This is a genomic window from Owenweeksia hongkongensis DSM 17368, from assembly GCF_000236705.1.
GTDB classification, from domain to species: domain Bacteria; phylum Bacteroidota; class Bacteroidia; order Flavobacteriales; family Schleiferiaceae; genus Owenweeksia; species Owenweeksia hongkongensis.
In genome coordinates, this window is sequence record NC_016599.1 from 1,307,297 (window position 1) to 1,334,025 (window position 26,729).

The following is a 26,729-nucleotide window of genomic DNA, read 5'->3' on the forward strand; positions in this document are numbered from 1 at the left end:
ATTTACTCTTCAGGCTTATCCATTTGGATGTCTAAAACTTTAGAAAGCGTAGTCAAAATTCGACTATGCTTTTTTACAAAGGGGTTGCTCTCATCCCAAACATACCCTGCCAACACCGAGCATATTTGATCTTTAAATTGTTGTAAAGAACTTGGTGAGAAGAAAATTTTAGGCAAGCTCCCATCATACCACCCTTTCACGTAAGAGCGAAACGTATCTACCCCACGCTGAATGTATGCAACATATTCGGTGTCCCAGTCCACTGCTTCTCCTCGAAGTTGTCTATCCAAAAGCTTTGCCGCTAGAACTCCAGATTCCATAGCAAAAGTTACTCCCGAGCTGAAAATAGGGTCTAAAAATTCCGTGCTATTTCCCGTAAGGACAAACCCTTCACCGTGAAAACGACTAACTGCTGATGAATAAGCACTTATTTTTTTTGCCTCCATAGTAAACTCAACATCTCCTAACTTTGGAGCTATATAGGCACTACTAGCTATGAGCTTTAAAAGGCTTTCTTTATCACTCAAGTCTTTTAAATGGTCAAAAGCTTCTATAACTCCAACAAAGCCAACGGAAGCACGGCCATCAGAAAAAGGAATGAGCCAGGCCCAAATTTTATCGGTAACGGTTACAATGTCTATTCGCTTATCATACTCATGAATGGCATCATATTTTACATGACCAAAAACCGCCATTCGGGGAGCTAAGTCAGAAGGCTTATCCAGTCCCAACATACGTGGAACTACTCGCCCATAACCACTTCCATCAATTACGAATTGGCATTCGATAACCTCTTCTTTACCTGCAACATCGGTGTAAAACACTACCTGTTTTTCAGCGCCAAAATCAATATGAGTAACAGTGGTTTCGTATTTCAAATTCACACCGCGGCTGGCAACCTCTTCGGCCAAAGCCATGTCTAGCTCAGAGCGTGGTGCTTGCCATGTCCAACTCCAACCCTCAGTAAATTGCTGGCTAAAATCAAAGTCACATATTTCTCCATCCTTGTAAAATCGAGCACCTACCTTTTTTTGAAAACCAAGCTTCTCCACTACATTCATCAAACCTGCTTCTTCAAGGCTCTCCATACATCTTGGCAAAAGACTTTCACCAATGACAAACCGTGGAAAACGCTGCTTCTCGAGCATAGTTACCTCCCAACCTTTTTGTTGTAAAACAGATGCAGCCAAACTTCCGGAAGGCCCTGCACCAATTACTACTACATCACATTTTCTCATGCTTATTCTTTATTTGAAGGTTACTTGTGCACATTAAGCATTATTGATTTTATCAAGCAAATACTTTTTGTCTATAAACTCAGAACAGGTAACTAATGAGCTAATTGATACCCCTAGTATGCCGTGCAGGTTTATGTTCTGACCTGTCAAGTACAAATTTGGAATCTTTGTCTTTGGCGTAATAAAGGTTTTTAAAGGGGCATTGTAATCTTTGACCACACCATATATAGATCCATCAGAATTACCAATGTAATCACGGTAAGTAAGAGGGGTGCTACTATATACGGTTTTTATGCAATCTCTTATGTGCGGGAATTTCTTCTCAACCTCTTTTAGAACAACTTCCTCCTTTTCCTTTTTAAACTTCTCATAAGCCTCACCTCTTTCCGAAGGTTTGACTACTGTTCTTAAGGTTTTTTCCCACTCTTGCACTTCGCTATACTTCATATAAGCCAGCACAATTATACCCTTGCTATACTTTTGATTTTCACTGTGAGCAGGTGTGCTAAACATATATGAGCTTGGCCAGGTTTCGGCACTCTCATCTACCCCCTTCCAAACGTCCCACGTCTTGTGATGGTAGTAATTGTAATTTTGATACTCAAAGGATTCAGGCTTACAAACTATGTTTAAAATAAATGCTGACACCGAATTTTCAAGGCTCTTTATTCTATTCACATAGGCTTTTCGTACCCGCCCATCTTCCACCATATCCAAAGTATCCTGTGGGTGAATATTTGAAATAAAATTTTTTCCATAAAAACGCTCTCCATCCTCTGTCACTGCACAGCTAATCTCCTTTCCTTCATATTCAAAGCTGGTCACCTCAGTTCTCTTTAAAACAACTCCCCCCATTTCGCGTATAGACTTTGCAAGATGCTTTGCAATTTGAGCCCCGCCATCAATACATCGGTACGAACTTTCGATATAGGTATTTACAATAAGCGCATGTACATATAAAGGAGTCTTATCAGAAATACCAGCATACAGCATATTACTCCCACCAAGTACAGCCTGTAACTTCTCATTTGAAGTGAGTTGCTCCAAATAATCTTTTACACCAATGCCTAATACTTTGTCTTCCAAATAGCTCTCCTGGCTATATTCTAAGTTATAAAGTGGAAAATGATTGCAAATTTCCTGAACGGTTTTGCAGTATTCATTTATTGCACCCTCATCTTCGGGAAATTGCTCAATCAATGATTTGGCAAAAGCATCGTAGCCTTGTGCGTGATTGTACTCTACAGGGTCTCCATTAAAAGTTATTCTATCAAACTTGGAGTCCATTTTCACCAACTTCAGCTTATCCATCAAGCCGAAGTACTTAAACATTTGATACAAATTTTGACCTTCCTCTAAGCCTCCTATGTAATGTACCCCTGTATCAAAAGCCACTTTCTCACGGCTAAATACCTGAAGATTCCCACCCAGTTGATGATTTTTTTCAAGCACACAAACGGAATAACCCTCATCGGCCAAAATATAGCCACACTCAAGGCCACCAAGCCCACTTCCTATAATTACAAAATCATACGGATGCTCTTCATTCATATATTTTAGGCCTTTGTAAGAATCAATGTTTGGTTAGATGTGCTTCCATTTTTATCAACTTCCTTGCAACTCATTCCATATTTTTCAGCTATTTCAAGCACCACAGATTTGTCCATAAAACTAAGCTCATTTTCAGTTTTATTAAAACCCATCAATCGTGTGGAGAAAAATTCTGTCAACTCAGTCTGCTTGTGCTTTGTGTTTTCCGCAAAACCATCACGCACCAAAATCCGGCCTCCTACATTCAGTGCTTCACAACATTCTTCCAATAATTGCTGCTGTCGCAAAATTGGTAAATAATGCAATACATCTTTAATAATATAGCAGTCTGCGGGTTCTGGTTGGTAGGTTTTCAAATTAGCTATAGCAAAACTCACCTTCTCATTCATGGCATAGCAATTCTCGGCTACAGCAATTTTATCATCATCATAATCCAAGCCCACAATTTGGCGATTCTTGCCGGTAAAATGAAGCATATAACTCAAGTAACCATAGCCACAACCAAGGTCTACAATAGTCCCCTGCTTTGGAACATTTTCATCAAAAATGCGGAAGTTTTTCTCCAACATCAACTTGATACGAACGTACCATTCTAAAATTGGTCCTTTATAAATGTAGTTTGCAAAAACAGCATCCCTGTGATAATCCACATCTTCTCGCTCATCCACAATTGCTTGCAATTCTCTCCTCATGTATTTACCAATAAGCTTTGCTCTTTCGCGATAACCCGTTCCAAATGAAGCATCGTCTGGTGCAATTCTTGGCAAAATTTTCATGGTAAGATGTCCACTTAATAAAATAAAACCAGCCTTACGAATGGTATAATCAAAACCATGAAGCAGCACAGGAATAATATCCACCTGATACTTTTCTGCCATGTAAAAAGCCCCTTTATGAAAACGTTTCATGGTACCGTCTATAGAGCGTGTACCTTCAGGGAAAATCACCACAGAATAGCCATTATCTAAGCATTCCTTAATGTGGTCTTCGTTTTCATCAAGCTCATTTACAGCAGTAGGAAAGCCAGCATAGCGCACCACCCAGCCAAACAAGGGTGAACGCCAAACCCAATCTTTAGTTAGAATAACAATACCCGGACGAAGCATTACTGTGGCCAAAATGTCGATAAATGACTGATGGTTTGCCACAATGATTCCAGGCTTTTCAAACTTTTCATTGTTCACGTTTACCCTAGTCTTTTTCACATTCATCATGATGTAAATAACAGACCAGGCAAACTTGCTTATAATGAAATTATACACCCTCTTCTTCCACTTTGTCCTTGCCGGGAAAATGTAAAACACAGGAACGAGCGCTGTCATCAGGAGACATCCTAAGGCAAAATATCCAAAGGAAATAATGCTGGTAAGAATGATGAAAAAAGTAAGTGGCTGTAGCCGTTTTTCTTTTCTCTTCTGACCGGTATACTCAAAAATAAGGGGCTGCAACGTGAGTGATATAAACGAAATACAAAGCATCCCGATAACGGAAAGTGCCGCGATAGAAGATAGCGCAGGATGCTTGGCGAAAAGTAAAACCCCTGTACCAATAATTGTGGTGGTGGTAGATAGTATGATGGAACTTCTGTAGGACTGAAGCTTGTTAATCCCAAGCTTAAACTTGCTAAGCAAACCGTCCGTCACAAAAATGCAAAAGTCGTCACCCAAGCCAAAAATGAAGGTGGTAACGAGCACATTTACAAAATTGAATTTGATATCAAACAAGCCGCACAAGCCGAGTATCCAAAACCAACTAAGCACCATTGGTAAAAAGGTGAGTAGCGCTAATTCTATCCTTCCGTAGTTTATCAATAAGGTGATAAAAACAAGGCTTGTGGTAATAATCAAAAGCAAATTAAAATTATCCTTCACCACATCAATAAGACTTGTTGCCATAGCGGCTTTATCTACCACCAAGCCTTCCGTTTTGGCTATAGCCTTTTCAATTTCTTCAAAGTGTTCAGGAAAGGTATTCACCACATTGACAACCCCTACCTTGTCTTCATCCATCAAAAAGAAATTGGCAAAAACAGCTTCCTGTAAAAGCTCGGTGGGTAACTGGTAGCCTTCATAACTGCGTCCCAATAAATCATAAAACTCTTGAAAGCCATTTTCCTTTATCCCCACCTCCAAACCTGCGGTCACGTACAAAGTTTTTAAACTGTCATTCTGCTCGAGTCGGGCATTCCAATTTTTAGCTCTTTGCTCAGCTTCCGCTGAAGTAGGAAAAAGGTGATTGATAGAAACTACAGAATTGGCCGCTCCATTATTCTTTAGAGAATCCAAAACCAAGGACACTTTCTTGTTTTTGTCAATAGCTAGCTGAATGCTTTCCCCCTCCGTTACTATATATAGGGTCTTTTCTTTAGTTTCAGAATTAGTGATGGCTTGCTCTGCCTGTTCCAACTCATCTGGGAAATAGTTGATTTTATTTAAGTCGTCTTCAAAGGCAACATCATTTACAAAAAAGGATAAGACCACCGTGATAATTGCTATTAGCCCAAGTATCAAAACAGGTCTAGGTTTAACCGATGCAAAAACTCTGTCCAGCCAATGTTCACTTGTACTAATCTTACTTTTAAGGTTTAAGCTATCCACTAAAAGTGGTAATACAAACAGCACAAAAAACAAAGTTCCGATAAGGCTAAATGAAGCCAAAAGGCCAAAGTCACCTAGTATTTCTGATTTAAGAAACAGCAAACTCAAAAAAGCTAAAACTGTAGTAAAACAGCTCAATACCAGCGGCCATGAAATTTCCCGTAAGGAAGACGCCACGCTTGACGAATGCTTAATATGCGTAAATGTGTGAAAACAATAATCTAGGGCGATGCCTAAAACAATGGAACCTGCACCAATGGTTACAATAGAAATTTCGCCCTTAATAAGGTAAACTGCTCCAAGAGCTACGGTAATTCCAAAAAGTGGTGGCAGGAAAAACACCAGTGGAACCACCCATTTGCGATAATACCAAAACAGTAAAGCCAAAATCAACACCACAGCTGCAATGCCTGCAAAGGTGGTATCATCTTTAATTTGGTCAGCATTTGCAGCAGCTATTACAGGCCCTCCAAAAAACAAAACCTCAGCATCATTGACACTCTTGGAGGCACTTTTTAAATGCTCAATTAAAACCCCATTGTTCTTCGATTCAGAAGCAGGAAACCCAGGACTGACGATAAGAAGAACATATTTTCCATCTTCTGTAAAGAGGTGGTTGTCTTTCAATTCGAAATCTCCACCCTCCTTGAAGCCTGCTAATTTGCCAATTACTTTACCGTACATCCCAGCCGGATCGCGCATCAAATATTTGCGCAGAGCATAACCTTCTGGAGACGTCAACTTAGAAAGCACATTCTGAACATTGCCCTCCACTTTATCGCTATTCTGGGTATCTAATATGGAGTCTGTTTCTTCTACCGTAAGGAAATATGGCAGGTAATCGTAGAAATAATCCAGCGAAGACTGAACTGCTGAAGTGCCCATTTCAAACTCTACGGTGTCAATCAGCGCAAAAGCGGAACTGTCGATGTTCTGCAAAAACAGCTGACCTTGCTCAATATACTTTGAACCATCTGTGGCTGTATCTCCACCAACGGCCACAATTATTTTGCTGGCAAGAGGCGACTTTTTGTAAAAATCCTGATACTGCTGTAGAGCTGAATCCTTTGGAAAGGTTTTGGAAATATCTTCTTGAATAGAAATCTGACTAGCAAAAAAACCAAACACTCCCCACAGCAAAGCCGCTAAAATCAAGGCCAGAGCCTTGTGCTTTTGCAAATAGAGATAGATTTTTTCGGTCATGGTTGAATATGGCAAATTGCCTAGTCTAGCGAAAGAGTTTCATGTTTCCTCTCATTTTTAGCACTACATAATTGATTTTTCTTGAAAACACGACCTGCAGCAATAAAATTGAGACGGCCAAAAATAACATTGCTCAAGCAACTGACCCCACTTTAAAAACAAATATTGCATGTACTTGCTTTGAAAGTATCATTTTACATAAATTCTCCCCCAATTTACAAAGGGCTTTTAGGTGCTATGTGTCAATTTACTCATTGGTCAAAAAAAACTAAGTTTGCGCGCTTCTATAATCCCGTCAAAAACCAAGTAGCTAAACCGTATGCAACTTAAAGATTTCGAGAAATTTTTTGACTCAGGCGCAAGCTTCAGCGTATCTGATGACACATTTGCCCTAGTCGAAAAATCACATCAATTTTTAACCGATTTTTCAAAAGACAAAATTATATATGGAATCAATACGGGCTTTGGCCCTATGGCCCAGTATAAAATAAGCAAGGGGGATCAAGAGCAATTGCAGTACAATTTGGTACGTAGCCATGCTACAGGTCAAGGCCTCAAGCTTGATGACGAGTACGTGAGAGCCGTAATGCTTTGCCGCATCAATACGCTTAGCTTGGGTCATTCTGGTGTTAGCCTTGGCGTAATAAAGCAGCTTGAAACCTACATACAAAATGATATTTGCCCGGTAATTCCCGAACATGGTAGCGTAGGTGCCAGTGGTGATTTGGTTCAGTTAGCACATCTTGCCCTTGGCCTTATTGGTGAAGGAAAATGTAGCTACAAAGGTAATGTTCGTCCGGTAGCGGATGTGTTGAATGAATTAAACCTTGAGCCACTAAAACTAAGCTTGAGAGATGGTCTTGCTCTTATCAATGGAACATCTTGCATGAGCGGTATTGGAATGATTAACCTCTTGCACTCTACTAATTTATTGAGTTGGACTACCCTTACAGGAGCTATCATTAATGAATTGGTAGAAGCCTATGACGATTCGTTTTCGAAGGAATTGAATCAGGTGAAAAAGCACCGCGGACAGAATCAGATTGCTGCCGCCATGCGTGCAAGTCTTAGTGATAGCAAGCGTATTCGCAAAAGAGAGGATCACCTTTTTAAAACCGATACAGGTGGTGATGTAATCCCTAATAAGGAAAAAGTGCAGGAATATTATTCATTCCGCTGCATCCCTCAGGTATTGGGTCCTATTTACGACAGCATTAAGAATGCAAAAAGCATCCTTGAAGAAGAAATAAGCTCCGCCAATGACAACCCTATCATTGATCTGGAAAAACAAAACGTATATCATGGTGGTAATTTTCATGGAGACTATGTGGCCTATGAAATGGACAAACTGAAAATTGGTATTACAAAGCTTTCGATGCTTTGCGAGCGCCAGTTGAATTACTTAATGAACCACCAGCTCAATGACCGCTTCCCTCCTTTTATGAACTTGGGCAAGCTTGGGCTAAATTTTGGCGTACAAGGTGTACAGTTTACCGCAACCTCTACCACTGCCGAAAACCAGACCCTTTCATTTCCTATGTCTGTGCATTCTATTCCTAATAACAATGACAATCAAGACATTGTAAGTATGGGTAGTAATGCAGCACTGATGGCTAAAAAAGTAATTGACAATTCATTTCAGGTATTGGCGATTGAAGCCGTGGCAATAGCTCAAGCGATAGATTATATTGATGAAAAGGAGAAGCTTAGCGCAAACACGCTGAAATTTCACAAAATGATTCGCAATTTTGTAGGAACCATAAAAGACGACCGCTTTTTGGCCGAAGAAATTGCACAACTTACCAATCACTTGCAAGGCACAAAATCATTCCTTCAAGTAGATTTCTAAAAAGACAAATTGATGAGTAAATATGCACTGGTTACAGGTGGCTCCAGAGGTATTGGTAAAGTTATTTGCCAAAAGATAGCTGCAGATTTAGGCTACCATGTTATCATAAATTATAGCAGTAATAAGGCTGCAGCCGAAGAAACCCTTAAAAGCATTGAAGAAGAAGGTGGCGAAGCTTCACTAATGCAATTTAATGTAACAGACGCTAAAGCCGTAGAAGCAGCTTTGGACAAATGGCATGAAGAAAACCCTGGTGCTGTGATTGAAGTATTGGTAAACAATGCTGGCATTACACATGATGGGCTTTTTATGCTGATGACAGACAGCCAGTGGAGTAATGTATTAGACGTAAGTCTAAACGGATTTTACAACGTAAGCCGTCAGCTCATGCACAAAATGCTGCGCAACCGCTATGGTCGCGTGGTGAATGTAGTTTCCGTTTCAGGCCAAAAAGGTACGCCCGGGCAAGTAAATTATTCTGCTGCCAAAGCAGGGGTAATTGGTGCTACTAAAGCATTGGCACAAGAAGTTGCCAAAAGAAATATTACCGTAAATGCTGTGGCTCCGGGTTTTATTAATACCGATATGACCAAGGATTTGGACCAAAAGGAAATGCTAAAATTCGTACCGATGAATCGCTTTGGCGAAGCAGAAGAAGTGGCTGACTTGGTAAGTTTTCTTGTTTCCAAAAAAGCTTCATACATTACCGGTGAAGTCGTAAACATTAATGGAGGCATTTATTCTTAAAGTATGAATCGGGTAGTAATTACAGGTATTGGCATCCACTCTTGCCTTGGCACTGATGTAAATGAAGTGACCGAATCCCTGCACGCTGGAAAATCAGGAATTGTATTTGACCAGGAGCGCAAAGATTTTGGGTTTCGCTCTGCACTTACTGGGGCTGTGCCTATGCCTGACCTTAAAGGAAAACTTGGCCGCAGAGATCGAATAGGTCTTAGCGAAGAGGCTATTTATGCATACGTGGCCACTCTTCAAGCTTTGGAACAAGCCAAAATGGATGAAGAGTTTATTTCAAAAAATGAAGTAGGCATCCTTTACGGGAATGACAGTTCGGCCAAAGCCGTGATGGAGGCCATCGACCTTATTCGCGAAAAGAAAGACACTACCCTGTTAGGTTCGGGATCCATTTTTCAGTCAATGAACTGTACGGTTTCTATGAACCTGTCAACCATTTTCAAATTAAAAGGAATCAATTTTACGATAAGTGCTGCCTGTGCAAGTGGTTCTCACGCTATTGGCTTAGGCTATCACATGATTCGCTCAGGAATGCAAGAGCAAATTGTGTGTGGTGGGGCACAAGAAGTAAACATGTATGCTTTTGGTAGTTTTGATGGATTGGGAGCTTTTTCAATCCGCGAAGATGATCCAACAAAAGCCTCCCGCCCATTTGATAAAGACCGTGATGGTCTAATTCCAAGTGGAGGTGCAGCAACCGTAATTTTAGAATCGTACGAATCTGCAGTAAAACGTGGTGCTCCTATTTTGGGAGAAATTGTGGGTTATGGGTTTTCATCTAATGGTGAACATATATCAAATCCAAATCTAGACGGCCAGGTTCGCGCTTTGAACATGGCACTTAAGCAACAAGATACCCCCGTAGAAGACATTAAATACATAAATGCCCATGCCACATCAACCGGCATTGGTGACAAATTTGAAGCGCAAGCCTTACACGAGGTCTTTCATAGCACACGTCCTTATGTGAGCTCTACCAAGTCTATGACCGGCCATGAGTGCTGGATGGCGGGGGCTAGCGAAATTGTATATTCATTATTAATGATGAATAATGATTTTATTGCGCCAAATATTAATTTTGCCAATCCAGATGAAGATTCTGCAAAATTGAATATTGCAACGAAAACTATTGAACAAAAATTTGACTGTTTCCTAAGCAACTCTTTTGGCTTTGGAGGCACCAACTCATCTCTGATAATTAAAAAGTATAAACCTTAAGTACTCATGGAAAAGACGATGGAAAGAGAAGAAATCATTGAAACAATAAAAGGATTTCTTGTGGAGGAGTTTGAAGTAGAGGAAGATCTTATTGAGCCAAATGCTAACCTAAAAGAAACCTTAGACCTAGATAGCCTTGATTATGTAGACCTTGTTGTTATAATCGAGAGTCACTTTGGTTTTAAGGTTACTGCTGAAGACTTTACTGATATTCACACTTTTGAAGATTTTTACAACTTTGTAAACAATCGCCTAAATGGCTGAATGGGAAGGCAAAAGTAAAGGCACACCCCTAGGTTATAAAATTTTCATTTTCATCATAAACAAGATTGGTACTTCAGCTGCCTATCTTTTGTTGTATCCGGTGGTAGCCTACTATTTGGTGTTTTCCATTCAATCCAATAGGGCTATCAAAGATTACTTTTCAAGGCTAAAAGCTTTCTCTCAAAAAGATATTCGCACATCTCTTTTCCGTACTTATTATAATATGGGACAAGCTCTCATTGATAAGATAGCTATCATATCTGACAGTGAGCTAAAGTTTGACATTCATCGAGAAGGCATGGCAAACCTCAAGGCCATGGACTCTCAAAAAACAGGTGGATTTCTGATTGGCGCTCACATGGGAAACTGGGAAATAGCTGGGCATCTGATGAAACTCTATACCACTCCCGTAAATATTGTACTGCTTGATGGTGAAGAAGAGCAAATAAAAAATGTGATGGATGATGCCATGGGTGCTCGTCATTTTAAAACCATCCCCATAAAAGAGGACATGTCTCATATTTTCAAAATACATGAAGCAGCCCGCAACAAGGAGTTTATCTGCATTCATGGCGACCGTTTTTTGCCAGGTTCAAAATCTCTAGAAGCTAGTTTTTTAGGAAGCCCTGCAGACTTCCCCGCTGGTCCTTTTGTAATGGCTTCAAAACTAGGGCTGCCAGTAAGTTTTGTGTACGGCATGAAAGAATCCTCTACACAGTATCATTTTTACTGTACAAAACCTATTTTAGAGGCCACTTCCAAAAGTGAGATTTTGAAAAGGTATATCCACCAACTAGAGGAAATGGTTACTCGCTATCCAAACCAGTGGTTTAACTTTTATCCTTTTTGGAAAAGTGATAAAAAATAAAATGCGTAAGTCATGACCCCGCTGGTTTCATCCAAAAATATTACACGATACATTCCTCAAAAAGCACCTATCATTATGGTAGGGGAGCTAATGTCGAATGACGAAAATCAAACCGTTTCCAGATTGAACATTGAGGCTAAAAACATCTTTTGTACGGATGGGCTTTTTATGGAACCAGGCCTCATTGAAAACATTGCGCAGACAGCTGCCCTAAGAATGGGCTATACCGCGAGTCAAAAAGAAGGAAATGAAAAAGCGCCAAAAGGATTTATAGGTGCCGTTTCAAAACTAAAAGTACATGGTTTTCCAAAAATTGGTGATACTCTCGAAACTACCGTGGATATTAAAAATGAAATCTTCGGAATCATTCTTATCCAAGGTACCTCTAGGGTAAATGGGGAAGTAATGGCTGAGTGTGAAATGAAAATATTTGTAGAGGATGAGTGAGCAGCACCTTAGTCATAAAACAAAATTCACCGTTCGCTTTAGCGAGGTAGATTCCATGAAAGTGGTATGGCATGGCAACTACCTAAAATACTTTGAAGACGGCCGGGAGGCCTTCGGCTTAGCTCATGGTTTGGATTACCTTAAAATTTACAACTCTGGCCACTTTACCCCTATCGTACATTCAGAGATGAACTATAAGGCACCGTTGCGCTATGGCGATTCAGGTATTATTGAAACCATTTTCATCAACACACCTGCTGCCAAAATCATCCATGAGTACAATATCAGACATGCCGAAACCGGACAACTTTTGGTAAATGGAAAAACCATTCAGGTTTTTACCAGCACTGACGGCATCCTTCAGTTAAACAATCCTTCTTTTTATGAAGAATGGAAAAAATCAAAAGGGCTGCTGTAGATGAACATTTACCTTGGAGCATCGGGCGCAATCAATCCTTTGGGAAACTCTGTTTCGAGCATTTTTGATGCTATGAAATCAGGGCAAACGGGTATTGCAAAATTTCCCAATGCTTTTGATTTAGGTAAGGATGAATTCCTTGGAATAATTGATGAAAAACTTTTGCCGAAAGGTGAAGGTTCTAAAATATACAGAATGCTCAATAGCAGCATTCAACAAACTTTGGAGGGACTCACAGATACTTCCATCCTGAAATCCCCTCGTACTCGCCTGATTGTATGCTCCACAAAAGGAGACATTGATGAGTTGGAAAAAGGGAATCCATCAGGAGCAAATCTCTCAAGATTAGGAGAACACATTCAGCGAAAGCTGCAAATGAAAAATGAGCCGCTAATTGTTTCCAGTGCTTGTATTTCCGGTCTATTGGGAATAATAAATGGCGCCAGAATGATTCAGCAAAATTTGGCAGACCATGTATTGGTAGTTGGTGCAGATTTAGTCACCAAATTTACGCTGAGCGGGTTCATTTCATTTTATGCTACCGCCACTGGTGTAAGCAAACCTTACGATGCAGACCGAGATGGGATAAACTTAGGAGAAGCAGCCGCCAGCACAATTTTGAGCAAAGACCCTTCTATTTTCAAAAAAGTAGAAGCCGAATATTTGGGAGGCGCTTCCGCCAATGATGCTAACCACATTTCAGGACCATCACGCACTGGCGAAGGTTTGTTCCGAAGTGTAAAAAATGCATTGGTAGACGCCAGCCTTTCGGCAAAAAGTGTGGATTACATTTCAGCTCACGGCACGGCAACATCATTTAATGATGAGATGGAATCTATTGCATTTGACCGCCATAAAATGAACGAGATTCCACTTAATAGCTTTAAAGGATATTTTGGACACACATTGGGCGCAGCAGGACTTCTTGAAAGCTTAATTGGAATTGAATCCTTGCGGAACAATACTCTTCTAAAATCTTACGGTTTTGAAAAGCAAGGCACTTCCAAAAACATAAATGTGCTTAGCGCAAACAAGGGAGGTTCTTTTAATACAATGCTAAAAACAGCTTCCGGATTTGGAGGCTCTAATGCAGCTGGAATATTCAGGAAAGTATGACTGACTTAAACGTAACATCCTGGAGCAAAATTACTTCAGTTGGAATCTGGCAAGATGGTAAACCTGTTCTTCATTTTAATGAAGATAAAGACGCCTCTTCCAAACTAAAATCTGCTTATAAGGAGTTGGGACTTAGTTATCCAAAGTTCTTTAAAATGGATGGTCTTTGTAAGATTGGACTACTTGCAAGTGAATTACTTTTAGATTCTGAGGTAAAAGAAAAGTACGAGGATGATGAGATTGCTTTGATTTTGAGCAACAATCACTCTAGCTTACAAAGTGATGCCGACCATGTAAAACAATACACTGAAGGTTCTGCGAGCCCGGCTGTATTTGTCTATACTTTGCCCAATATCGTAATTGGTGAAATTTGCATTCGTCACAAGCTTTTGGGCGAGTCTAATTTCTATATTTTTGAAGACTTTCGCTCAAATCAACTTTTGGAGCAAGCCTCCTTGTTGATGAACACGACACCAACCAAAGCCTGCCTTGTAGGTTGGTTGGAATATTATGAAAATACTTTTGAAGCTGTATTCTTTCTTCTTGAAAAAGAAGGCGCAAATCCGGCAACCATACAATTATTAGATACAATTAAGGATACCCAATATTAATGGAAAATTTAGAAGCAAACCTGAAGGCTCAAATCATTGAGCAACTGAATCTTGAAGAACTAGAGCTTCAGGACTTTGGCAATGAAACTCCCCTATTTGGTGATGAAGGCATCGGTCTCGATTCAATCGATGCGTTGGAGCTAATCGTACTCATGGAAAAGGATTACAATCTTAAAATTGCCAATCCAGAAGACGGAAGCAAGATCTTTCAAACGGTAAATACCATGGCCGAATTTATTCGCGCCAACCAGTAAGCTGATATGAAAATTGCCATTACAGGAATGGGTATCGTTTCGGCTATTGGCCAAAACGTGGAAGCCAATAAACAGTCGCTGATAGCTGAAAAAACAGGTATTGAAAAGGCTACTCTATTGCAATCGCGCCTTACTGACACTCACCTTTTTGGTGAAGTGAAAATTTCTAATGAGCAATTAAAACAAGAGCTAAATATTTCTGCTGACACTTTGATTTCTCGCACTAGTCTTCTCGGCATCAAGGCCGTGAAAGAAGCGCTGGGGCAAGTTTCAGAAAATAAAAACCTGCGAACCGGTCTTATTTCCGGCACTTCCGTGGGAGGTATGGACCGCACAGAAGGTTTTTTTCGCGAAAAAATAAAGGAAGGCAAAACCGACCGTATCACAGATTTACTCACACATGACTGTGGTGATACTACCGATAAAATAGCGGAGTACTTTGGTGGCTTCACTTACGTGAATACGATTAGTACCGCATGTTCCAGCTCGGCAAACACCATTATGATGGGAGCTAATCTCATCAAAACCGGCAAGCTCGATAGAGTTATTGTTGGCGGTATTGACCCTCTTTCTGCCTTTACGGCAAATGGGTTTAACTCTCTAATGATTTTAGATACGGAATGGTGTAAACCATTTTCGGCAAACCGAAAGGGACTAAACCTTGGTGAGGGTGCAGCATTTTTAATTTTGGAAAGTGATAAGGTGTCAAAAGACAACAGTTCTAAAGTGATTGGCTACGTTTCTGGTTATGCCAATGCGAATGACGCTTATCACCAAACGGCTTCTTCACCTGATGGAAGAGGGGCTACAATGGCAATGACTAATGCACTGAAAATGGCGAGAGTTAATCCTTCCGAAATTAGCTACATCAATGCTCACGGCACCGGAACCAATAATAATGATGAATCAGAGTCTACTGCTATAAACAATGTTTTTGGGGCTGCAAAACCACCAATAAGTTCTACCAAAGCATACACAGGACATACATTAGGCGCTGCAGGAGCTATAGAAGCAGTATTCTCAGTTTTGGCTTTACAAAACGATTGGGTGTTTCCAAACCTCAACTTTCAGAAACAAATTGCTGAAAATGATTGGGAGCCTGCACTCAAAATGGAAGACCGCCCGTTGAAGCATGTTCTCTCTAATTCCTTCGGTTTTGGTGGCAATAATTCATCACTCATACTCTCAAAAGCATAGACATGTATATAGGAAAGAGTGCTTGTATTTCATACCAAAACACCATTGCTGACGAGGCTTTAGAATTGCTACCGATCAGCAAAATGGAAGAAGTAACAGTGATTGAGCCTTCTTACAAAGAATTAATAAAACCTGCCCTTTTGCGCAGAATGAGCAGTGTTTTAAAAATGGGCACCTATGCTGCGATGAACTGCCTTGGTGGTGGCAAAATAGATCCCGAAGCTATTATTGTTGGAACTGGATTGGGGTGTGTAAGAGATACCATTTCTTTTTTGAACCAAAGCATCATCAATGATGAGCAAACCCTTGCTCCCACCGCATTTATACAATCTACCCACAATTCCATTGGAGGTCAAATAGCTTTGCTTTTGCAAAACTATCGTTACAATATGACGATGGTCCAAAACAGTGTTTCATTTGAAATGGCCCTGCTTGACGCACAATTGCAATTAGAAATTGAAAACCTCCACCACATTTTAGTGGGTGGTGTGGATGAGCTCACACCTGAATTATCCGAATTGTTAAAACAACTAGCTGATAAACTTGGAGCCCAATTACCTCAGCTTGGTCAAGGCTCAGCATTTTTTAATGTTTCACAATCACCAAACGAGGAAACCATAGCAAAGGTTAATCTGATTGAAACCCGTCAACATTTCGATGGAGATTTCATCAGCACCATTGGCCTTGACCTTTCTCGTTACGACTTGATTTTGAATGGAGGATTTAACGAAAATCTATTCCCAAAAGAAGCTTCTGTAATCAACTTCAAAGAATATTGTGGTGAGTATTTCACAGCTCCAGCCTTTGCTAGTTATTTAGCTTTGCAAGCTATAGAAGGTAAGCTGGCAAATATGAAAAATGTTAGTCGCGTGATTGTTTTAAATAAATTTGGCAACAACTATGGAGCCATTGGTTTAGAACGATTTGACCTATAATTCCTTTAAAATACTGTTTGTAATCCTTACGCTTGCCATTGCATTTCTTGGCTGGCAAGGTGCTATTTCCTGGCTTTGGATAATCGGTATCATTCTGTTTGGTGTTGCCATTTTATCCTACGGTTCCGCCACACTTCAGTCCAACTTTTTTACGCCTACTTTCTCAAAGCTTAAAGAGCCAAATGAGCTCATCTTAACTTTTGACGATGGCCCGCATCCAAACACCTTGGCAATTCTCGAAGTACTAAAAAAACATCAAGCACCAGCAACTTTCTTTTGCATTGGTAAGCAAGCTCAGCAGCACCCTGACATCCTGAATCAAATAATTTCTGAAGGTCATATTGTGGGAAACCACACCCAAAATCATAGCAACAAATGGGGTTGGATGCGAAGTAAAGCAGTTCGATATGAAATTGAAGAAGCCACTAAAAATCTTGAATCCCTTTCGGGGAAACCAATTCATTTTTTCCGCCCACCTTTTGGTGTCACCAACCCTAGAATTGGCAAAGTGCTTAGGACGCTTCCGCTAAAAATTATTGGTTGGGATTTGAGAAGCCTGGATACCACTATCAAAAATCCTGAAAAGCTTTGGCAAAGGATAAAGCCCAAATTGAACAACAGTTCCATCATCCTGTTTCACGATACACAGGAGCATACAGTGGAAGTGCTGGAAAAGACTTTGGAATATTGCCAAAGCCATGGCATCAAAATTGTCTCTCTTGCTGACAAAATAGAAACACCCTCTCATGCATAAAATATTCACCATACTTATTTCGCTTTTCGCAATTGCCGGCTTTGCTCAGGAAATGAAACCTGCCAAAGATCCTGAGGCTGTAAAAGCTGCATTTGTTGCGGTAAATCAAAGTATCCAAACCTTTGCTAGCCCTTTTAAGCAAAGCAAAGAATTGAGCTTTATGAACAAGCCGCTGATTTCTACCGGTGAGTTTTATTACCAAAAAAGGGATCGCTTACGCTGGGAATACCTGAAGCCCATTCAATACGTGATGCTCATCAATGGAGAACAAGTTCGGATAAAGGAAGACGGAAAAGTGAAGAGTTACTCTTCTGCAGTAAATGAAATTTTTAAAACTGTAAAAGAGGTTATCCTTGGCTGCATCAGTGGTGATATTTTGAAAAATCCCGATTACGAAGCCAGCTATTTTGAAAATGAAAATACCTATCAGGTAAAACTAAAACCGATAAAAAAGGACCTTCAAGGCTTTATGAAAGAGGTGAATATTTTTATTGATATAAAGGGAAAACGCTTTAGCCATTTGATATTGATGGATGGCTCGGGAGATTTGACCACCATAGAATTCACAAAGCCCAAGGTGAATCAGGAGTTACCTAAAGGAATTTTTGATGCGCTTTAAAAACATCCTCCTTCTTAGCTTTTTCCTTGTTGCTTCTCTCCTGCAGGCGCAGTCTATTCCCTCTCCTTTCCTTTCGGATTCATCCTATGTTTTTGCGAGTAAGATGCAATACAAAGACATGGTAATGCAAGGTTATTTGGCTGTTCAATACACTGATGCCTGTAATTTCAGGGCCTCGGTAAATACCACCATGGGAAGCACCTTGCTAGATTTAGAGTGGAAAGATGGAGTTTGCACCGAGCATTACGTCATGGATAAACTTGATAATCGATTTATATTAAATGCCCTGAAAAGTGATTTTGAGCTGCTGTTTTTGCAAACCTTACAAAAAGGAAAATGGAAACAGGATAGCATCAAAAAAGTAAGTGGGCATAAATATTATCTCACTTTTGAAAACGATAAATTACAGCAGGTGGATGATAAAAATTGGCTAGGTAAACTAAGGCGTAGTCTTCTTTTTGATTATAAAAATGATGATACACAATTGAAGTCCATTCAACTAAAACATCATAATTTTGCCCTGCTGCTGGAGCTTACTCCTTTAGACTAAACACTATGTTGATACAAGATTTTTACAAGCATATTTCTACCAACACTGTTGCAGAAAACCAATACGAGGTTACGGTTCATCTAAACCCAAATAGCGCTGTGTATGCAGGTCACTTTCCTGACCAGCCTATCGCTCCAGGAGTTGTTTTGACTCAAATGGTAAAGGAAATCAGTAACGATATTTTAGGCAAAAGCTGGATTCTTAGAGAAGCTTCACAGATAAAATTTCTAGCTATGGTTGACCCAAATAAAACCAGTCAGCTAACCTTGGATTTGGTGCTTCAACCCGAAGAAAACAGCTGTAAAATAAAGTGTGTGGCCAAAGATGCCGAAACCAGTTACTTCAAATTAATTGGAACACTTAGCTGAAAGAGAAGGGCAAACTACGGCCGATAAAATGACCGAGCTTGGCATGTTGGTGGTAATGCCCACGTACAACAATGTCAAAACCTTGGCACGCACCATTGACGGTATTTTAGCCGTAGCCCCAAAACTTTTGGTAATCAATGATGGCTCTACAGATAATACTGCGGAGATTCTAAAATCCTACGAAGGTAGAATTGAGCTTATTTCTTTTGAAAAGAATAAAGGCAAGGGCGTAGCGCTCCGTGCAGGATTCAAATACACAGTAGAGCATAATTACAACTATGCTCTCACCATAGATTCTGATGGGCAGCACTACCCTGAAGACATTCATCTCTTTGTTGACAAAGTAATCACCTACCCCAACTCCCTGATAATGGGAGCCCGTGGTATGAAAGAAGGTGGTGCTCCAGGAAAAAGCTCATTTGGCAATAAGTTTTCAAACTTTTGGTACTATGTAGAAACAGGGATTCGGCTACCCGATACACAAACTGGATTTCGTTGTTACCCTGTAGAAGGCCTCAAAAAGATTAAGCTTTTTACCACCAAATTTGAACTGGAAATTGAAGCTATTGTAAAACTAGCTTGGAAAGGAACTCCTGTTCATAGCGTTCCCATTCGTGTGAAATATGACCCAAACGAGCGTGTTTCACATTTCCGCCCATTTAAGGATTTTACCCGTATCAGCATTCTCAACACTTATTTGGTGATACTTACATTTTTGTGGTATTTGCCAAAAAGGCTACTCAAAAAAAACATCTTTGAACTCATTGTGCGTGAGGTAAAACGTTCAGACGAAAAACCATTGAAAAAATCCTTGGCTATAGGTTTCGGGATTTTCTTTGGCATCATTCCAATCTGGGGTTTTCAACTTTTAGTAGGAATACCCTTTGCTATTTTCACTAAACTCAACAAAGTACTTTTTATAGCTGCTGCTAATATTAGCATCCCTCCATTTATCCCTTTTATAATTTATGGAAGCTACAAAATGGGCGAACTTATTTTGGGTAAACCTGAAGTGCCACTCCCCGAGCTATCGGAAATAACTTTGGAAGCTATTCACACCAACATGGTAATCTACATTTGGGGAGCTATAGCACTTGCCATTACGGCCGGAGCACTGGCTACGCTTGTGAGTTGGGTGGTGATAAAGGTTAGGAGAGCCAGGAAAGTATCGCTTTAACAGTTCTATCCTTCTAATCCTTATCTTTATCGTTGGTTTAAGTATTCATAATGAAGGAAATTAAGTTAAAAATAAAGGACAATAAGTACCAGTTTTTTCTTGAGCTAATTAGCAATCTAGATTTTGTAGAATTGGAAACTGAAGACTCTAAAGAAGAAGTTTTAGAAAACCTCAAAACAGGCTTGAAAGAGCTAAAACAATACCAACAAGGTAGCCTCAAAACCTCCGTGGCTGAAGACTTTCTAAATGAGTTATGAGATTCTTATAACACCTAATTTCAAAAGGGAATTTAAGCGTCTGGCTAAAAAATACAGTTCCCTAAAAAACGACCTCTCCAAACTTATTGTTGACTTAAAGGAAAACCCAACCACAGGAACTTACCTCGGAAATAACATCTACAAAATACGACTGGCCATTTCTTCCAATCGCAAAGGGAAATCAGCCGGAGCCAGAGTAATTACCTTCGTCCAAATAGACGAAAACACTATCCTCCTCTTTTCAATTTACACCAAATCCGATAAAGCATCCATCAGCGATAAGGAAATCCGCGATTTAATTAAAAATTATTTAGGATGACCCAACACTTCACCCCCTCAAATCCCTCACCAATATTGGCTTTCGGTGATTTTCAGAAAAGCGTAATTCACGTAAAACCTTAGCTTCTTCTACTATAATATTTGGGGTAACCCGAAGACCAGAACGCAATCGCTCGGTAATTAATCGAGGAACTTCATTGCTCGAGGCTTCGCAACGAATGCTCAGTTCATCCCCTCCCCACTCGTTAGTGCTAATTTCAATAATGTATTGCTTCAACTCTTCGATGGCATTCAGCGCCTCCACAATCATATTGGGATAAATTGTGGTGCCTTTCACCTTTATCATTTGCTGCTTGCGCCCAAGTACTGGACCTAATCGCGGAGTAGTTCTTCCACAGCTACAAGTGCTATCATAATATTTACAAATGTCACCAGTACGATAACGTAAAAGAGGAGTTCCTTCAACACCTAACGGAGTAACCACTACCTCCCCTATTTCGCCATGTTTCACCTGCTTTCCGTCTTCGCCAATTACCTCTACAATAATAAGCTCCGGCTGTACGTGCAAACCTGAATTTTCTGCGCAAGCGGTGAAGGCTGTGGCCATTTCTGTGGATGCATACGTAGAAATAAGTTCTACATTCCAGCGATCTTTAATACGATTCATCAACGCACCATTTTCCAAATCGGCATTGGTAAGTGCTTCGCCAATAGCTACTATTTTTTTTACAGAAGTAGTATTTGCATCAATACCATTCTTCTCAGCATAATCCAGCAAATAGGGAATAAAAGAAGGCACTGCAATAAGCACGGTAGGTTTGTATTTTAAAATACTTCGCCACTGCATATAAGGCACACCAGGCCCTGTACGCACCATTCCAGAACCGAGAGTTCGAACACCCATTTGGTAAGCCAAGCCTGCCATAAATTGCTTGTCAATGGTGGTCATTAGCTGAAAAACATCTTTGGAAGTACAGCCTGCAATTTCTAGTGAGCCTTTCTCATTTTGAGCCAAGCGCTGTAAGTCTTTTTCAGAAAGGTAATAGGAAACCGGATCGCCCAAAGTTCCTGAGGTAGCCGAGTAGTCGCGAATTTCACTTTGGGGAATTGCCAAAAAGTCTTCATTTCTTTCTGCCAAATCATCCTTTGAGGTAAATGGAAACTGAGTGATATCCGCCACCGTAGAAACCTTTCCTTTCAAATCTTTATAAAATGGCGAGTGCTTTTTGAGATAATCTACATGAGCTGCCAACTGAACCGCCCAATACGCATTTCTCTTTTCTGAATCTATCTCAATCTCTTTCAGTGCCTCGCTCATAATTGTTCTTCCGCTTCCCGAAGTTTGTCTTTTATTGTTTTGCGCTCAGCCAATGAAGCCACTTTTTTGGTCAAAGCTTCGCGGTAATTTTTACTGGCACGCTCGTACATTTCCTTTTCGGAAAAATAGTTTCCAAGTAATTCATACGTCAGGTAGCTATTAGGATTAGACGCCTTGAACTGCGCTATCTCCTCTTCACTCAACTCTAAATCTATTCCCACCAAGGTATAATCGGTAATGGCTTGCTTCACTTTTTTGAAATACAAAAAGCGCTGATATTTTTCTGATTCCAAAAATGGATCGGCTGCAACCGTTAGAGAATCATCATAAACTGCTATACCCGATTGCGCCACTTTTAGTGCTTTCGCAAAAACGGAATCCAAATCATAACACACAAAAGCACCCAACTGGTAAGGAGCAGCAGAAACCCACATACGTTTGGTTTTCGGTTGAAAAATCACACCATGATGTGCTATAAGTTGATTCATGCTGATAGTGTTTGAAAAACCCCAATCCTCATCATTAAGCCCGCGCTGATCACGAAGAATCTTGGCAGCATCGGACACATCGATAGGATAATTTCGATCGAGCAATTCGTTCATTCTAGCCAAGCGTTCCTTTGAATCGGTTTCCTGTAAGTTTTGAATATTGGCAGGGTCATCGGCAAAAACATCACTTTGGTAATGATTGGAACAACTCATGTGCGAAGTAGTCGTTTCATACAAACCAATGGTATCCGTGGATTTTTCGATAATTGCGGCTCTATTTTCCTTTCCCGACCCAATAAGCAAAGCCTCTGAAACAAAAGTTTCGTTTTGTTTGGCAATAGCGTAGGCTTCATCAATTGTGGAAGCATATTGAAGAATTTCACGTGCCAGCAATGAGATTGGCATTTTTGCCCCGCTCGGTATAGACGACTTGGAAGCGTTGAGCGTTACCGTCAATCCTTCTGCATTCATCCCCGAAACAACGCCCATAAGTCCTGCCCAAGAGAAACTTGCATAGGCATATCCACTATCCGGACGCATAAAGGTCATCAGCTTATCACGAGAAAAATCATCACCCATATAGAAGTCGAAATTACGGCCAATGAGTAATCCTTCATCAGCACTACTGCTATCCCACACAGCAAAAGAAGTGCAACCCACCATGTTCAAATCTGTAAGTGCGTGGCCAATATCGTGGGCGGCATGGTAGTTTAAGATGCGGTAATATTTAGGGGCTATCCAATCATACTTTTCTGAAAAGGATTTTGAAACTCCATAAATCTCACGCTGGTATTCCATAGGAATGTACTCGTCCATATCCTTATTAAACCACCCCACGAAGTATTTCAAAAACTGCAGCATAAAGGTTGATGGCACCAATTTTTCAATCTGAGCCACAAAGTAATCTTCCTGTTCTTCTATCTGCTTAGCTGCAAGTTTTCCGTAAGTAGCACCTCGGTCAAAATCGTCACCGTGCACATATATTTCCCAAATGCCGAATTTATTCTGGCGGTACCAGCTATCTTCTGCAAATCGAATGGAATCGTTTTGACTCACTTCAATTGCATCAAACCTGGCGTCTTCATCAGTAACCTCCGGATACGAAATTCGAATCGCCAACAAAAATGCAATCACAGCCAAAACTAAAATGGCCAGGATGGCGAGTAGTATTTTCTTAAGTCTGTTTCTTTTTGGAGAACTCACTCAATGTGATTTAGAATAATAGTGGCCGCAAATTTAATTTTTTAAAACCCTTAAAAAACTCGCAGCCTCATTGATTTCCCTCTTTATATTTTATGCTTATTTCAGTTTACTGAAATCTACATTTTTACCCATCGTTCCCCGCCAGCGTGCTGTAGTACTTTCTCTTTCTGTAAGTGGAATAAAGTTTTCTTTTATGGCAGATGTTGGATCAATCTCAGGCTCCGGTTTAGCCATGGCCTCTAATATGTCGTAGTTTATTGGGAGATGCGTTAGGCTTTTCACCTTAGTTTGTTTAAACACTCTTCTCATAAAGTAAGATTGGTAAGGATCTGTGGCCAAAGCCATCTTCTCAAAACCCAAATCATAAGCCTGTAAAAGCGAGTAATACACATTTTCCGTGCTATGCTCTGCCAAAGTATCTGTGAAAATTACTTTTTCAGGAATCCCCAAAGCAATGGCATATTTCTTCATTATCTCCGCCTCATAATACTTTGTATACACCGCGCTTCCGCTAAAAATGATATGCTTTGTGATTCCTTGATCATACAAGTATTTTGCCAAGTATACACGGATCATCATTACATCATCCCAGTGCTCGCCATTGTATGGAATACCAGGAACGATGATAGCATCAAAGGGGGCATTTTTTACATTGTCGGCATATACCTTCTTTGCTCTCTTTTGCCCCCAGCATCCACTCATCATAAAAATGATGGAAACTGAAATTACTTTATAGAAAGCCTTTTTTACGCTAAGGTTTAGTTGCAATGATCTATTTTTTTTCATCTAACTTTTCACCATACAAGAGCAAAATTTGTCTAAATGGTTCAATCAATTTTTCCTCTTCCAGTTCATAGGGAAAACGAGTTTTGAGGTAATAGGATTTCATAATTCTTTTTTCCACTAAATCAATTGGAATCATATATCCAGAAAATTCTTTGCGTGCATAATCAATGGCTTCCACTAAAAAAACCATCCCAATACCCTGAGAATATCCATCAAGGTTATACCTCGTAAAAGCAGTTTTAATGCTATAATTATACAGTAGGTATAAATCCTCAGTTATCACCTGCTCAGCATCAAGCTCTGAGTTTAGCACCTTCATCATCATAATGTCGCGAGTGATTGAACTTCTGTGAAAGGCTTTTTTCAAAGGATATTTTGACTCCTGAGAAGCTACCTCGTCATTCCATTTATTGGGTAAAACAGATAGCTTTTCCCTATCCACCACCTGCTGGTCCTTTTTGATAATTCGTGCTTCAGTAAAATCAATACCCAGCCAAGTGATCGGCACACTTTCGTCAGTAAGGTCAGCGCTAAAATACTGGCCATAGGAGCTCATCGAAATGGCAAAAAACAAAGAGGACAAGAAGGTTTTCATAAACTATATGGGTTAAACGCTAAAGGTAATATTGAAAACGAAAATACCTATTTTATATACCACTTTCATTATATCGCCAAAGCTTGATAGTATTGCGGTATTTTAATTTTCTTTGCCGCAAATAAATTTTCAAAATGTCGCAACTATCTCTTGTGTTTAAAGGTATGGCTATGGGAATGGCCGAAGTGGTTCCCGGAGTTTCGGGTGGCACCATCGCTTTCATTACCGGTATTTACGAACGCTTGATTTTCGCTATAAAATCTATCGACCTTGACCTTCTTCGCCTTATCGGGAAAGGAAAAATAGGCGAAGCCTGGAAAAAACTGGACGGTAATTTTTTAGTTACCCTCCTTACGGGAATGGTTCTGGGTATTGGTATTGGAGTATTCGCGATCACCTGGCTTTTAGAACATGAGCCAATTGCCATTTGGGCTTTCTTTTTTGGGCTCATCATTGCCTCCGTTTGGGTGGTTGGCAAGGACATTGAAGTTTGGAATTTCAAAACCATAATAGCTCTTATACTTGGAACTATTCTCGTGTATTACGTTACTATAGCCGTTCCTAGCTCAGGTATAGAAGCCCTTTGGTTTGTTTTTGTTTGTGGAGCCGTAGCTATTTCTGCACTCCTTTTACCGGGGCTATCTGGTAGCTTTATACTATTACTTTTAGGAATGTACACCTACATTTTACCAAAAGTAAAGGAGGTAATGTCCGGCAACTTTGAAGGACTTTCAGTACTTGTAGTTTTTGGTTTGGGATGCATCACTGGGGTACTTAGCTTTTCTCGTGTATTGACCTGGGCTTTTAAGCATCATAAAAACGTAACCTTGGCTTTCCTCACAGGATTGATGATTGGCTCGCTAAACAAAGTTTGGCCATGGCAAGAAGTCTTAACTACAAGAATAAACACCAAAGGTGAAGAAACAGTGGCATTCTCTAAAAGCGTGCTACCATCCACATTTTCGGGTTTGCAAGACAATTTCCTTTACGGAAATGACCCACAGACTGTGCTCGCCATTATTTGTATTATCGGTGGTTTTGCTTTGGTTATCCTAATGAGCATTTTTGGTAAAAAATCTTAGGCATGCAGCTGGGCTTATTGGGTGAAAAACTAGACTACTCCTTTAGCGAAACTTACTTTAAGGAAAAGTTTGCTGAGCTCAATTTGGCCAATCACAGTTATCAAAATTTTGAGATTCCTTCGATTGAGGATTTTCCTGCATTACTGAAGAAAAATCCACAGCTTCACGGACTAAATGTGACCATTCCTTATAAGGAGGAAGTGCTACACTATTTGGATGAAATTTCACCTGAAGCGGAAAAAATTGGCGCGGTAAATACCATTTTGATAAAAAACCGCAAGCTAATAGGTTATAACACTGACACCTATGGTTTTGAACACAGCCTCGTTCCTATGCTTAATTTAAGTCATACAAAAGCACTTATCCTTGGAACCGGAGGAGCTTCAAAAGCAATTAGTTACACCCTCAATAAGCTGGGTATTGAAAATATAAAAGTAAGCCGATCGCCCTCCAAAAATCAGTGCTCATATAAGCAAGCAGCGACATTACTCGAAACCCATCTTTTAGTTGTAAACTCCACACCCTTAGGCACCTATCCTAATACTGAGGAAATCCCGCCTTTGGCATTAGATAAAGTTTCAGAAAATCACTTATTTTATGACTTGATTTACAACCCTATGAAGTCTGCTTTGTTAGTAGCAGCAGAAGGTCATGGAGCACAAATCAAAAATGGACACGAAATGCTAATCTTACAGGCCGAAAAAGCCTGGCAGATTTGGAATGATTAACAA

At 40.1% G+C, this 26,729-nt stretch carries 28 protein-coding genes; 21 read left to right on the top strand and 7 right to left on the bottom strand.

The window, feature by feature from the left end; all coding sequences use genetic code 11:
- Window positions 1-2: 2 nt before the first annotated feature.
- Genes OWEHO_RS05950 through OWEHO_RS05960 form a run of 3 tightly spaced genes read right to left on the bottom strand, consistent with a single transcriptional unit; the run spans window position 3 to window position 6,589 of the window.
- The gene (locus OWEHO_RS05950; protein ID WP_014201574.1) at window positions 3-1,238 is read right to left on the bottom strand and encodes an NAD(P)/FAD-dependent oxidoreductase; all 1,236 of its coding nucleotides are present in this window, start codon (window positions 1,236-1,238) and stop codon (window positions 3-5) included.
- 33 nt (window positions 1,239-1,271) lie between these two features.
- Entirely contained in the window at window positions 1,272-2,789 is a 1,518-nt protein-coding gene (locus tag OWEHO_RS05955; protein WP_014201575.1) for a phytoene desaturase family protein, read from the bottom strand.
- A gap of 5 nt (window positions 2,790-2,794) precedes the next feature.
- Window positions 2,795-6,589, bottom strand: coding sequence for a trifunctional MMPL family transporter/lysophospholipid acyltransferase/class I SAM-dependent methyltransferase (locus OWEHO_RS05960; protein ID WP_014201576.1), 3,795 nt, complete (start codon window positions 6,587-6,589; stop codon window positions 2,795-2,797).
- Between the two features lie 319 nt (window positions 6,590-6,908).
- On the opposite strand from OWEHO_RS05960, the gene OWEHO_RS05965 reads away from it, so the two are divergent.
- Genes OWEHO_RS05965 through OWEHO_RS06055 form a run of 19 tightly spaced genes read left to right on the top strand, consistent with a single transcriptional unit; the run spans window position 6,909 to window position 20,566 of the window.
- Entirely contained in the window at window positions 6,909-8,438 is a 1,530-nt protein-coding gene (locus OWEHO_RS05965) for an HAL/PAL/TAL family ammonia-lyase (protein WP_014201577.1), read from the top strand.
- A gap of 12 nt (window positions 8,439-8,450) precedes the next feature.
- The gene (gene fabG / locus OWEHO_RS05970) at window positions 8,451-9,185 is read left to right on the top strand and encodes a 3-oxoacyl-ACP reductase FabG (protein WP_014201578.1); all 735 of its coding nucleotides are present in this window, start codon (window positions 8,451-8,453) and stop codon (window positions 9,183-9,185) included.
- Window positions 9,186-9,188: 3 nt separating this feature from the next.
- Window positions 9,189-10,412: a beta-ketoacyl-[acyl-carrier-protein] synthase family protein gene (locus tag OWEHO_RS05975; RefSeq protein ID WP_014201579.1), complete on the top strand. Its 1,224-nt coding sequence runs from the start codon at window positions 9,189-9,191 to the stop codon at window positions 10,410-10,412.
- An 18-nt stretch (window positions 10,413-10,430) separates the two neighbouring features.
- Window positions 10,431-10,676 carry an acyl carrier protein gene (locus tag OWEHO_RS05980; protein WP_041627466.1) on the top strand — a complete coding sequence of 82 codons (246 nt, stop codon included), beginning with the start codon at window positions 10,431-10,433 and terminating at the stop codon, window positions 10,674-10,676.
- Complete coding sequence (locus tag OWEHO_RS05985) at window positions 10,669-11,544, top strand: LpxL/LpxP family acyltransferase (RefSeq protein ID WP_014201581.1); 876 nt, start codon at window positions 10,669-10,671, stop codon at window positions 11,542-11,544. Before OWEHO_RS05980 ends, OWEHO_RS05985 begins: the two co-directional genes overlap by 8 nt.
- 12 nt (window positions 11,545-11,556) lie before the next feature.
- Entirely contained in the window at window positions 11,557-11,991 is a 435-nt protein-coding gene (locus OWEHO_RS05990) for a hypothetical protein (protein WP_014201582.1), read from the top strand.
- Window positions 11,984-12,409 carry an acyl-CoA thioesterase gene (locus tag OWEHO_RS05995; RefSeq protein ID WP_014201583.1) on the top strand — a complete coding sequence of 142 codons (426 nt, stop codon included), beginning with the start codon at window positions 11,984-11,986 and terminating at the stop codon, window positions 12,407-12,409. Before OWEHO_RS05990 ends, OWEHO_RS05995 begins: the two co-directional genes overlap by 8 nt.
- Entirely contained in the window at window positions 12,410-13,525 is a 1,116-nt protein-coding gene (locus tag OWEHO_RS06000) for a beta-ketoacyl synthase N-terminal-like domain-containing protein (protein WP_014201584.1), read from the top strand.
- A complete protein-coding gene (locus OWEHO_RS06005; RefSeq protein ID WP_014201585.1) occupies window positions 13,522-14,136 on the top strand; it encodes a hypothetical protein in 615 nt (204 codons plus the stop codon). The genes OWEHO_RS06000 and OWEHO_RS06005 overlap by 4 nt, the downstream gene beginning before the upstream one ends.
- Window positions 14,136-14,390, top strand: coding sequence for a phosphopantetheine-binding protein (locus tag OWEHO_RS06010; protein ID WP_014201586.1), 255 nt, complete (start codon window positions 14,136-14,138; stop codon window positions 14,388-14,390). The genes OWEHO_RS06005 and OWEHO_RS06010 overlap by 1 nt, the downstream gene beginning before the upstream one ends.
- Before the next feature lie 6 nt (window positions 14,391-14,396).
- Window positions 14,397-15,587, top strand: a complete 1,191-nt coding sequence (locus tag OWEHO_RS06015) for a beta-ketoacyl-[acyl-carrier-protein] synthase family protein (protein ID WP_014201587.1) — start codon at window positions 14,397-14,399, stop codon at window positions 15,585-15,587.
- 2 nt (window positions 15,588-15,589) lie between these two features.
- On the top strand, window positions 15,590-16,522 hold the full coding sequence (locus tag OWEHO_RS06020; RefSeq protein ID WP_014201588.1) for a beta-ketoacyl synthase chain length factor: 933 nt from the start codon (window positions 15,590-15,592) through the stop codon (window positions 16,520-16,522).
- Window positions 16,512-17,276 carry a polysaccharide deacetylase family protein gene (locus OWEHO_RS06025; RefSeq protein ID WP_014201589.1) on the top strand — a complete coding sequence of 255 codons (765 nt, stop codon included), beginning with the start codon at window positions 16,512-16,514 and terminating at the stop codon, window positions 17,274-17,276. Before OWEHO_RS06020 ends, OWEHO_RS06025 begins: the two co-directional genes overlap by 11 nt.
- Window positions 17,269-17,895, top strand: a complete 627-nt coding sequence (locus OWEHO_RS06030; RefSeq protein ID WP_014201590.1) for a LolA family protein — start codon at window positions 17,269-17,271, stop codon at window positions 17,893-17,895. Before OWEHO_RS06025 ends, OWEHO_RS06030 begins: the two co-directional genes overlap by 8 nt.
- Entirely contained in the window at window positions 17,885-18,445 is a 561-nt protein-coding gene (locus OWEHO_RS06035) for a hypothetical protein (protein ID WP_014201591.1), read from the top strand. The genes OWEHO_RS06030 and OWEHO_RS06035 overlap by 11 nt, the downstream gene beginning before the upstream one ends.
- Window positions 18,446-18,450: 5 nt before the next feature.
- Window positions 18,451-18,813, top strand: a complete 363-nt coding sequence (locus tag OWEHO_RS06040) for a (3R)-hydroxymyristoyl-ACP dehydratase (RefSeq protein ID WP_014201592.1) — start codon at window positions 18,451-18,453, stop codon at window positions 18,811-18,813.
- The gene (locus OWEHO_RS06045) at window positions 18,797-19,990 is read left to right on the top strand and encodes a DUF2062 domain-containing protein (protein ID WP_014201593.1); all 1,194 of its coding nucleotides are present in this window, start codon (window positions 18,797-18,799) and stop codon (window positions 19,988-19,990) included. The genes OWEHO_RS06040 and OWEHO_RS06045 overlap by 17 nt, the downstream gene beginning before the upstream one ends.
- A gap of 50 nt (window positions 19,991-20,040) precedes the next feature.
- Window positions 20,041-20,247 carry a hypothetical protein gene (locus tag OWEHO_RS06050; RefSeq protein ID WP_014201594.1) on the top strand — a complete coding sequence of 69 codons (207 nt, stop codon included), beginning with the start codon at window positions 20,041-20,043 and terminating at the stop codon, window positions 20,245-20,247.
- A complete protein-coding gene (locus OWEHO_RS06055; protein WP_014201595.1) occupies window positions 20,237-20,566 on the top strand; it encodes a type II toxin-antitoxin system RelE/ParE family toxin in 330 nt (109 codons plus the stop codon). The genes OWEHO_RS06050 and OWEHO_RS06055 overlap by 11 nt, the downstream gene beginning before the upstream one ends.
- A 9-nt stretch (window positions 20,567-20,575) precedes the next feature.
- On the opposite strand, the gene OWEHO_RS06060 is transcribed toward OWEHO_RS06055, so the two are convergent.
- The 4 genes from OWEHO_RS06060 to OWEHO_RS06075 form a co-directional block, all read right to left on the bottom strand.
- A complete protein-coding gene (locus OWEHO_RS06060) occupies window positions 20,576-21,844 on the bottom strand; it encodes a phenylacetate--CoA ligase family protein (protein WP_014201596.1) in 1,269 nt (422 codons plus the stop codon).
- Window positions 21,841-23,535, bottom strand: coding sequence for a C45 family autoproteolytic acyltransferase/hydolase (locus tag OWEHO_RS06065; protein WP_014201597.1), 1,695 nt, complete (start codon window positions 23,533-23,535; stop codon window positions 21,841-21,843). The genes OWEHO_RS06060 and OWEHO_RS06065 overlap by 4 nt, the downstream gene beginning before the upstream one ends.
- A gap of 96 nt (window positions 23,536-23,631) precedes the next feature.
- On the bottom strand, window positions 23,632-24,321 hold the full coding sequence (locus OWEHO_RS06070) for a YdcF family protein (RefSeq protein WP_014201598.1): 690 nt from the start codon (window positions 24,319-24,321) through the stop codon (window positions 23,632-23,634).
- Window positions 24,308-24,916, bottom strand: coding sequence for a hypothetical protein (locus tag OWEHO_RS06075; RefSeq protein WP_041627467.1), 609 nt, complete (start codon window positions 24,914-24,916; stop codon window positions 24,308-24,310). The genes OWEHO_RS06070 and OWEHO_RS06075 overlap by 14 nt, the downstream gene beginning before the upstream one ends.
- A 134-nt stretch (window positions 24,917-25,050) precedes the next feature.
- On the opposite strand from OWEHO_RS06075, the gene OWEHO_RS06080 reads away from it, so the two are divergent.
- Both OWEHO_RS06080 and OWEHO_RS06085 read left to right on the top strand, forming a co-directional pair.
- On the top strand, window positions 25,051-25,998 hold the full coding sequence (locus OWEHO_RS06080) for a DUF368 domain-containing protein (RefSeq protein WP_014201600.1): 948 nt from the start codon (window positions 25,051-25,053) through the stop codon (window positions 25,996-25,998).
- Window positions 25,999-26,000: 2 nt separating this feature from the next.
- Window positions 26,001-26,726 (top strand): shikimate dehydrogenase family protein, encoded by a 726-nt coding sequence (locus OWEHO_RS06085; protein ID WP_014201601.1) that lies wholly within the window; start codon window positions 26,001-26,003, stop codon window positions 26,724-26,726.
- Window positions 26,727-26,729: the final 3 nt, after the last annotated feature.

Bases quoted from the DNA above. Each gene is read 5' to 3' on its own strand.
- OWEHO_RS05950 (WP_014201574.1), bottom strand. From the start codon at position 1,238: ATGAGAAAATGTGATGTAGTAGTAATTGGTGCAGGGCCTTCCGGAAGT.
- OWEHO_RS05955 (WP_014201575.1), bottom strand. From the start codon at position 2,789: ATGAATGAAGAGCATCCGTATGATTTTGTAATTATAGGAAGTGGGCTT.
- OWEHO_RS05960 (WP_014201576.1), bottom strand. From the start codon at position 6,589: ATGACCGAAAAAATCTATCTCTATTTGCAAAAGCACAAGGCTCTGGCC.
- OWEHO_RS05965 (WP_014201577.1), top strand. From the start codon at position 6,909: ATGCAACTTAAAGATTTCGAGAAATTTTTTGACTCAGGCGCAAGCTTC.
- fabG (WP_014201578.1), top strand. From the start codon at position 8,451: ATGAGTAAATATGCACTGGTTACAGGTGGCTCCAGAGGTATTGGTAAA.
- OWEHO_RS05975 (WP_014201579.1), top strand. From the start codon at position 9,189: ATGAATCGGGTAGTAATTACAGGTATTGGCATCCACTCTTGCCTTGGC.
- OWEHO_RS05980 (WP_041627466.1), top strand. From the start codon at position 10,431: ATGGAAAGAGAAGAAATCATTGAAACAATAAAAGGATTTCTTGTGGAG.
- OWEHO_RS05985 (WP_014201581.1), top strand. From the start codon at position 10,669: ATGGCTGAATGGGAAGGCAAAAGTAAAGGCACACCCCTAGGTTATAAA.
- OWEHO_RS05990 (WP_014201582.1), top strand. From the start codon at position 11,557: ATGACCCCGCTGGTTTCATCCAAAAATATTACACGATACATTCCTCAA.
- OWEHO_RS05995 (WP_014201583.1), top strand. From the start codon at position 11,984: ATGAGTGAGCAGCACCTTAGTCATAAAACAAAATTCACCGTTCGCTTT.
- OWEHO_RS06000 (WP_014201584.1), top strand. From the start codon at position 12,410: ATGAACATTTACCTTGGAGCATCGGGCGCAATCAATCCTTTGGGAAAC.
- OWEHO_RS06005 (WP_014201585.1), top strand. From the start codon at position 13,522: ATGACTGACTTAAACGTAACATCCTGGAGCAAAATTACTTCAGTTGGA.
- OWEHO_RS06010 (WP_014201586.1), top strand. From the start codon at position 14,136: ATGGAAAATTTAGAAGCAAACCTGAAGGCTCAAATCATTGAGCAACTG.
- OWEHO_RS06015 (WP_014201587.1), top strand. From the start codon at position 14,397: ATGAAAATTGCCATTACAGGAATGGGTATCGTTTCGGCTATTGGCCAA.
- OWEHO_RS06020 (WP_014201588.1), top strand. From the start codon at position 15,590: ATGTATATAGGAAAGAGTGCTTGTATTTCATACCAAAACACCATTGCT.
- OWEHO_RS06030 (WP_014201590.1), top strand. From the start codon at position 17,269: ATGCATAAAATATTCACCATACTTATTTCGCTTTTCGCAATTGCCGGC.
- OWEHO_RS06035 (WP_014201591.1), top strand. From the start codon at position 17,885: ATGCGCTTTAAAAACATCCTCCTTCTTAGCTTTTTCCTTGTTGCTTCT.
- OWEHO_RS06040 (WP_014201592.1), top strand. From the start codon at position 18,451: ATGTTGATACAAGATTTTTACAAGCATATTTCTACCAACACTGTTGCA.
- OWEHO_RS06050 (WP_014201594.1), top strand. From the start codon at position 20,041: ATGAAGGAAATTAAGTTAAAAATAAAGGACAATAAGTACCAGTTTTTT.
- OWEHO_RS06055 (WP_014201595.1), top strand. From the start codon at position 20,237: ATGAGTTATGAGATTCTTATAACACCTAATTTCAAAAGGGAATTTAAG.
- OWEHO_RS06060 (WP_014201596.1), bottom strand. From the start codon at position 21,844: ATGAGCGAGGCACTGAAAGAGATTGAGATAGATTCAGAAAAGAGAAAT.
- OWEHO_RS06070 (WP_014201598.1), bottom strand. From the start codon at position 24,321: ATGAAAAAAAATAGATCATTGCAACTAAACCTTAGCGTAAAAAAGGCT.
- OWEHO_RS06075 (WP_041627467.1), bottom strand. From the start codon at position 24,916: ATGAAAACCTTCTTGTCCTCTTTGTTTTTTGCCATTTCGATGAGCTCC.
- OWEHO_RS06080 (WP_014201600.1), top strand. From the start codon at position 25,051: ATGTCGCAACTATCTCTTGTGTTTAAAGGTATGGCTATGGGAATGGCC.
- OWEHO_RS06085 (WP_014201601.1), top strand. From the start codon at position 26,001: ATGCAGCTGGGCTTATTGGGTGAAAAACTAGACTACTCCTTTAGCGAA.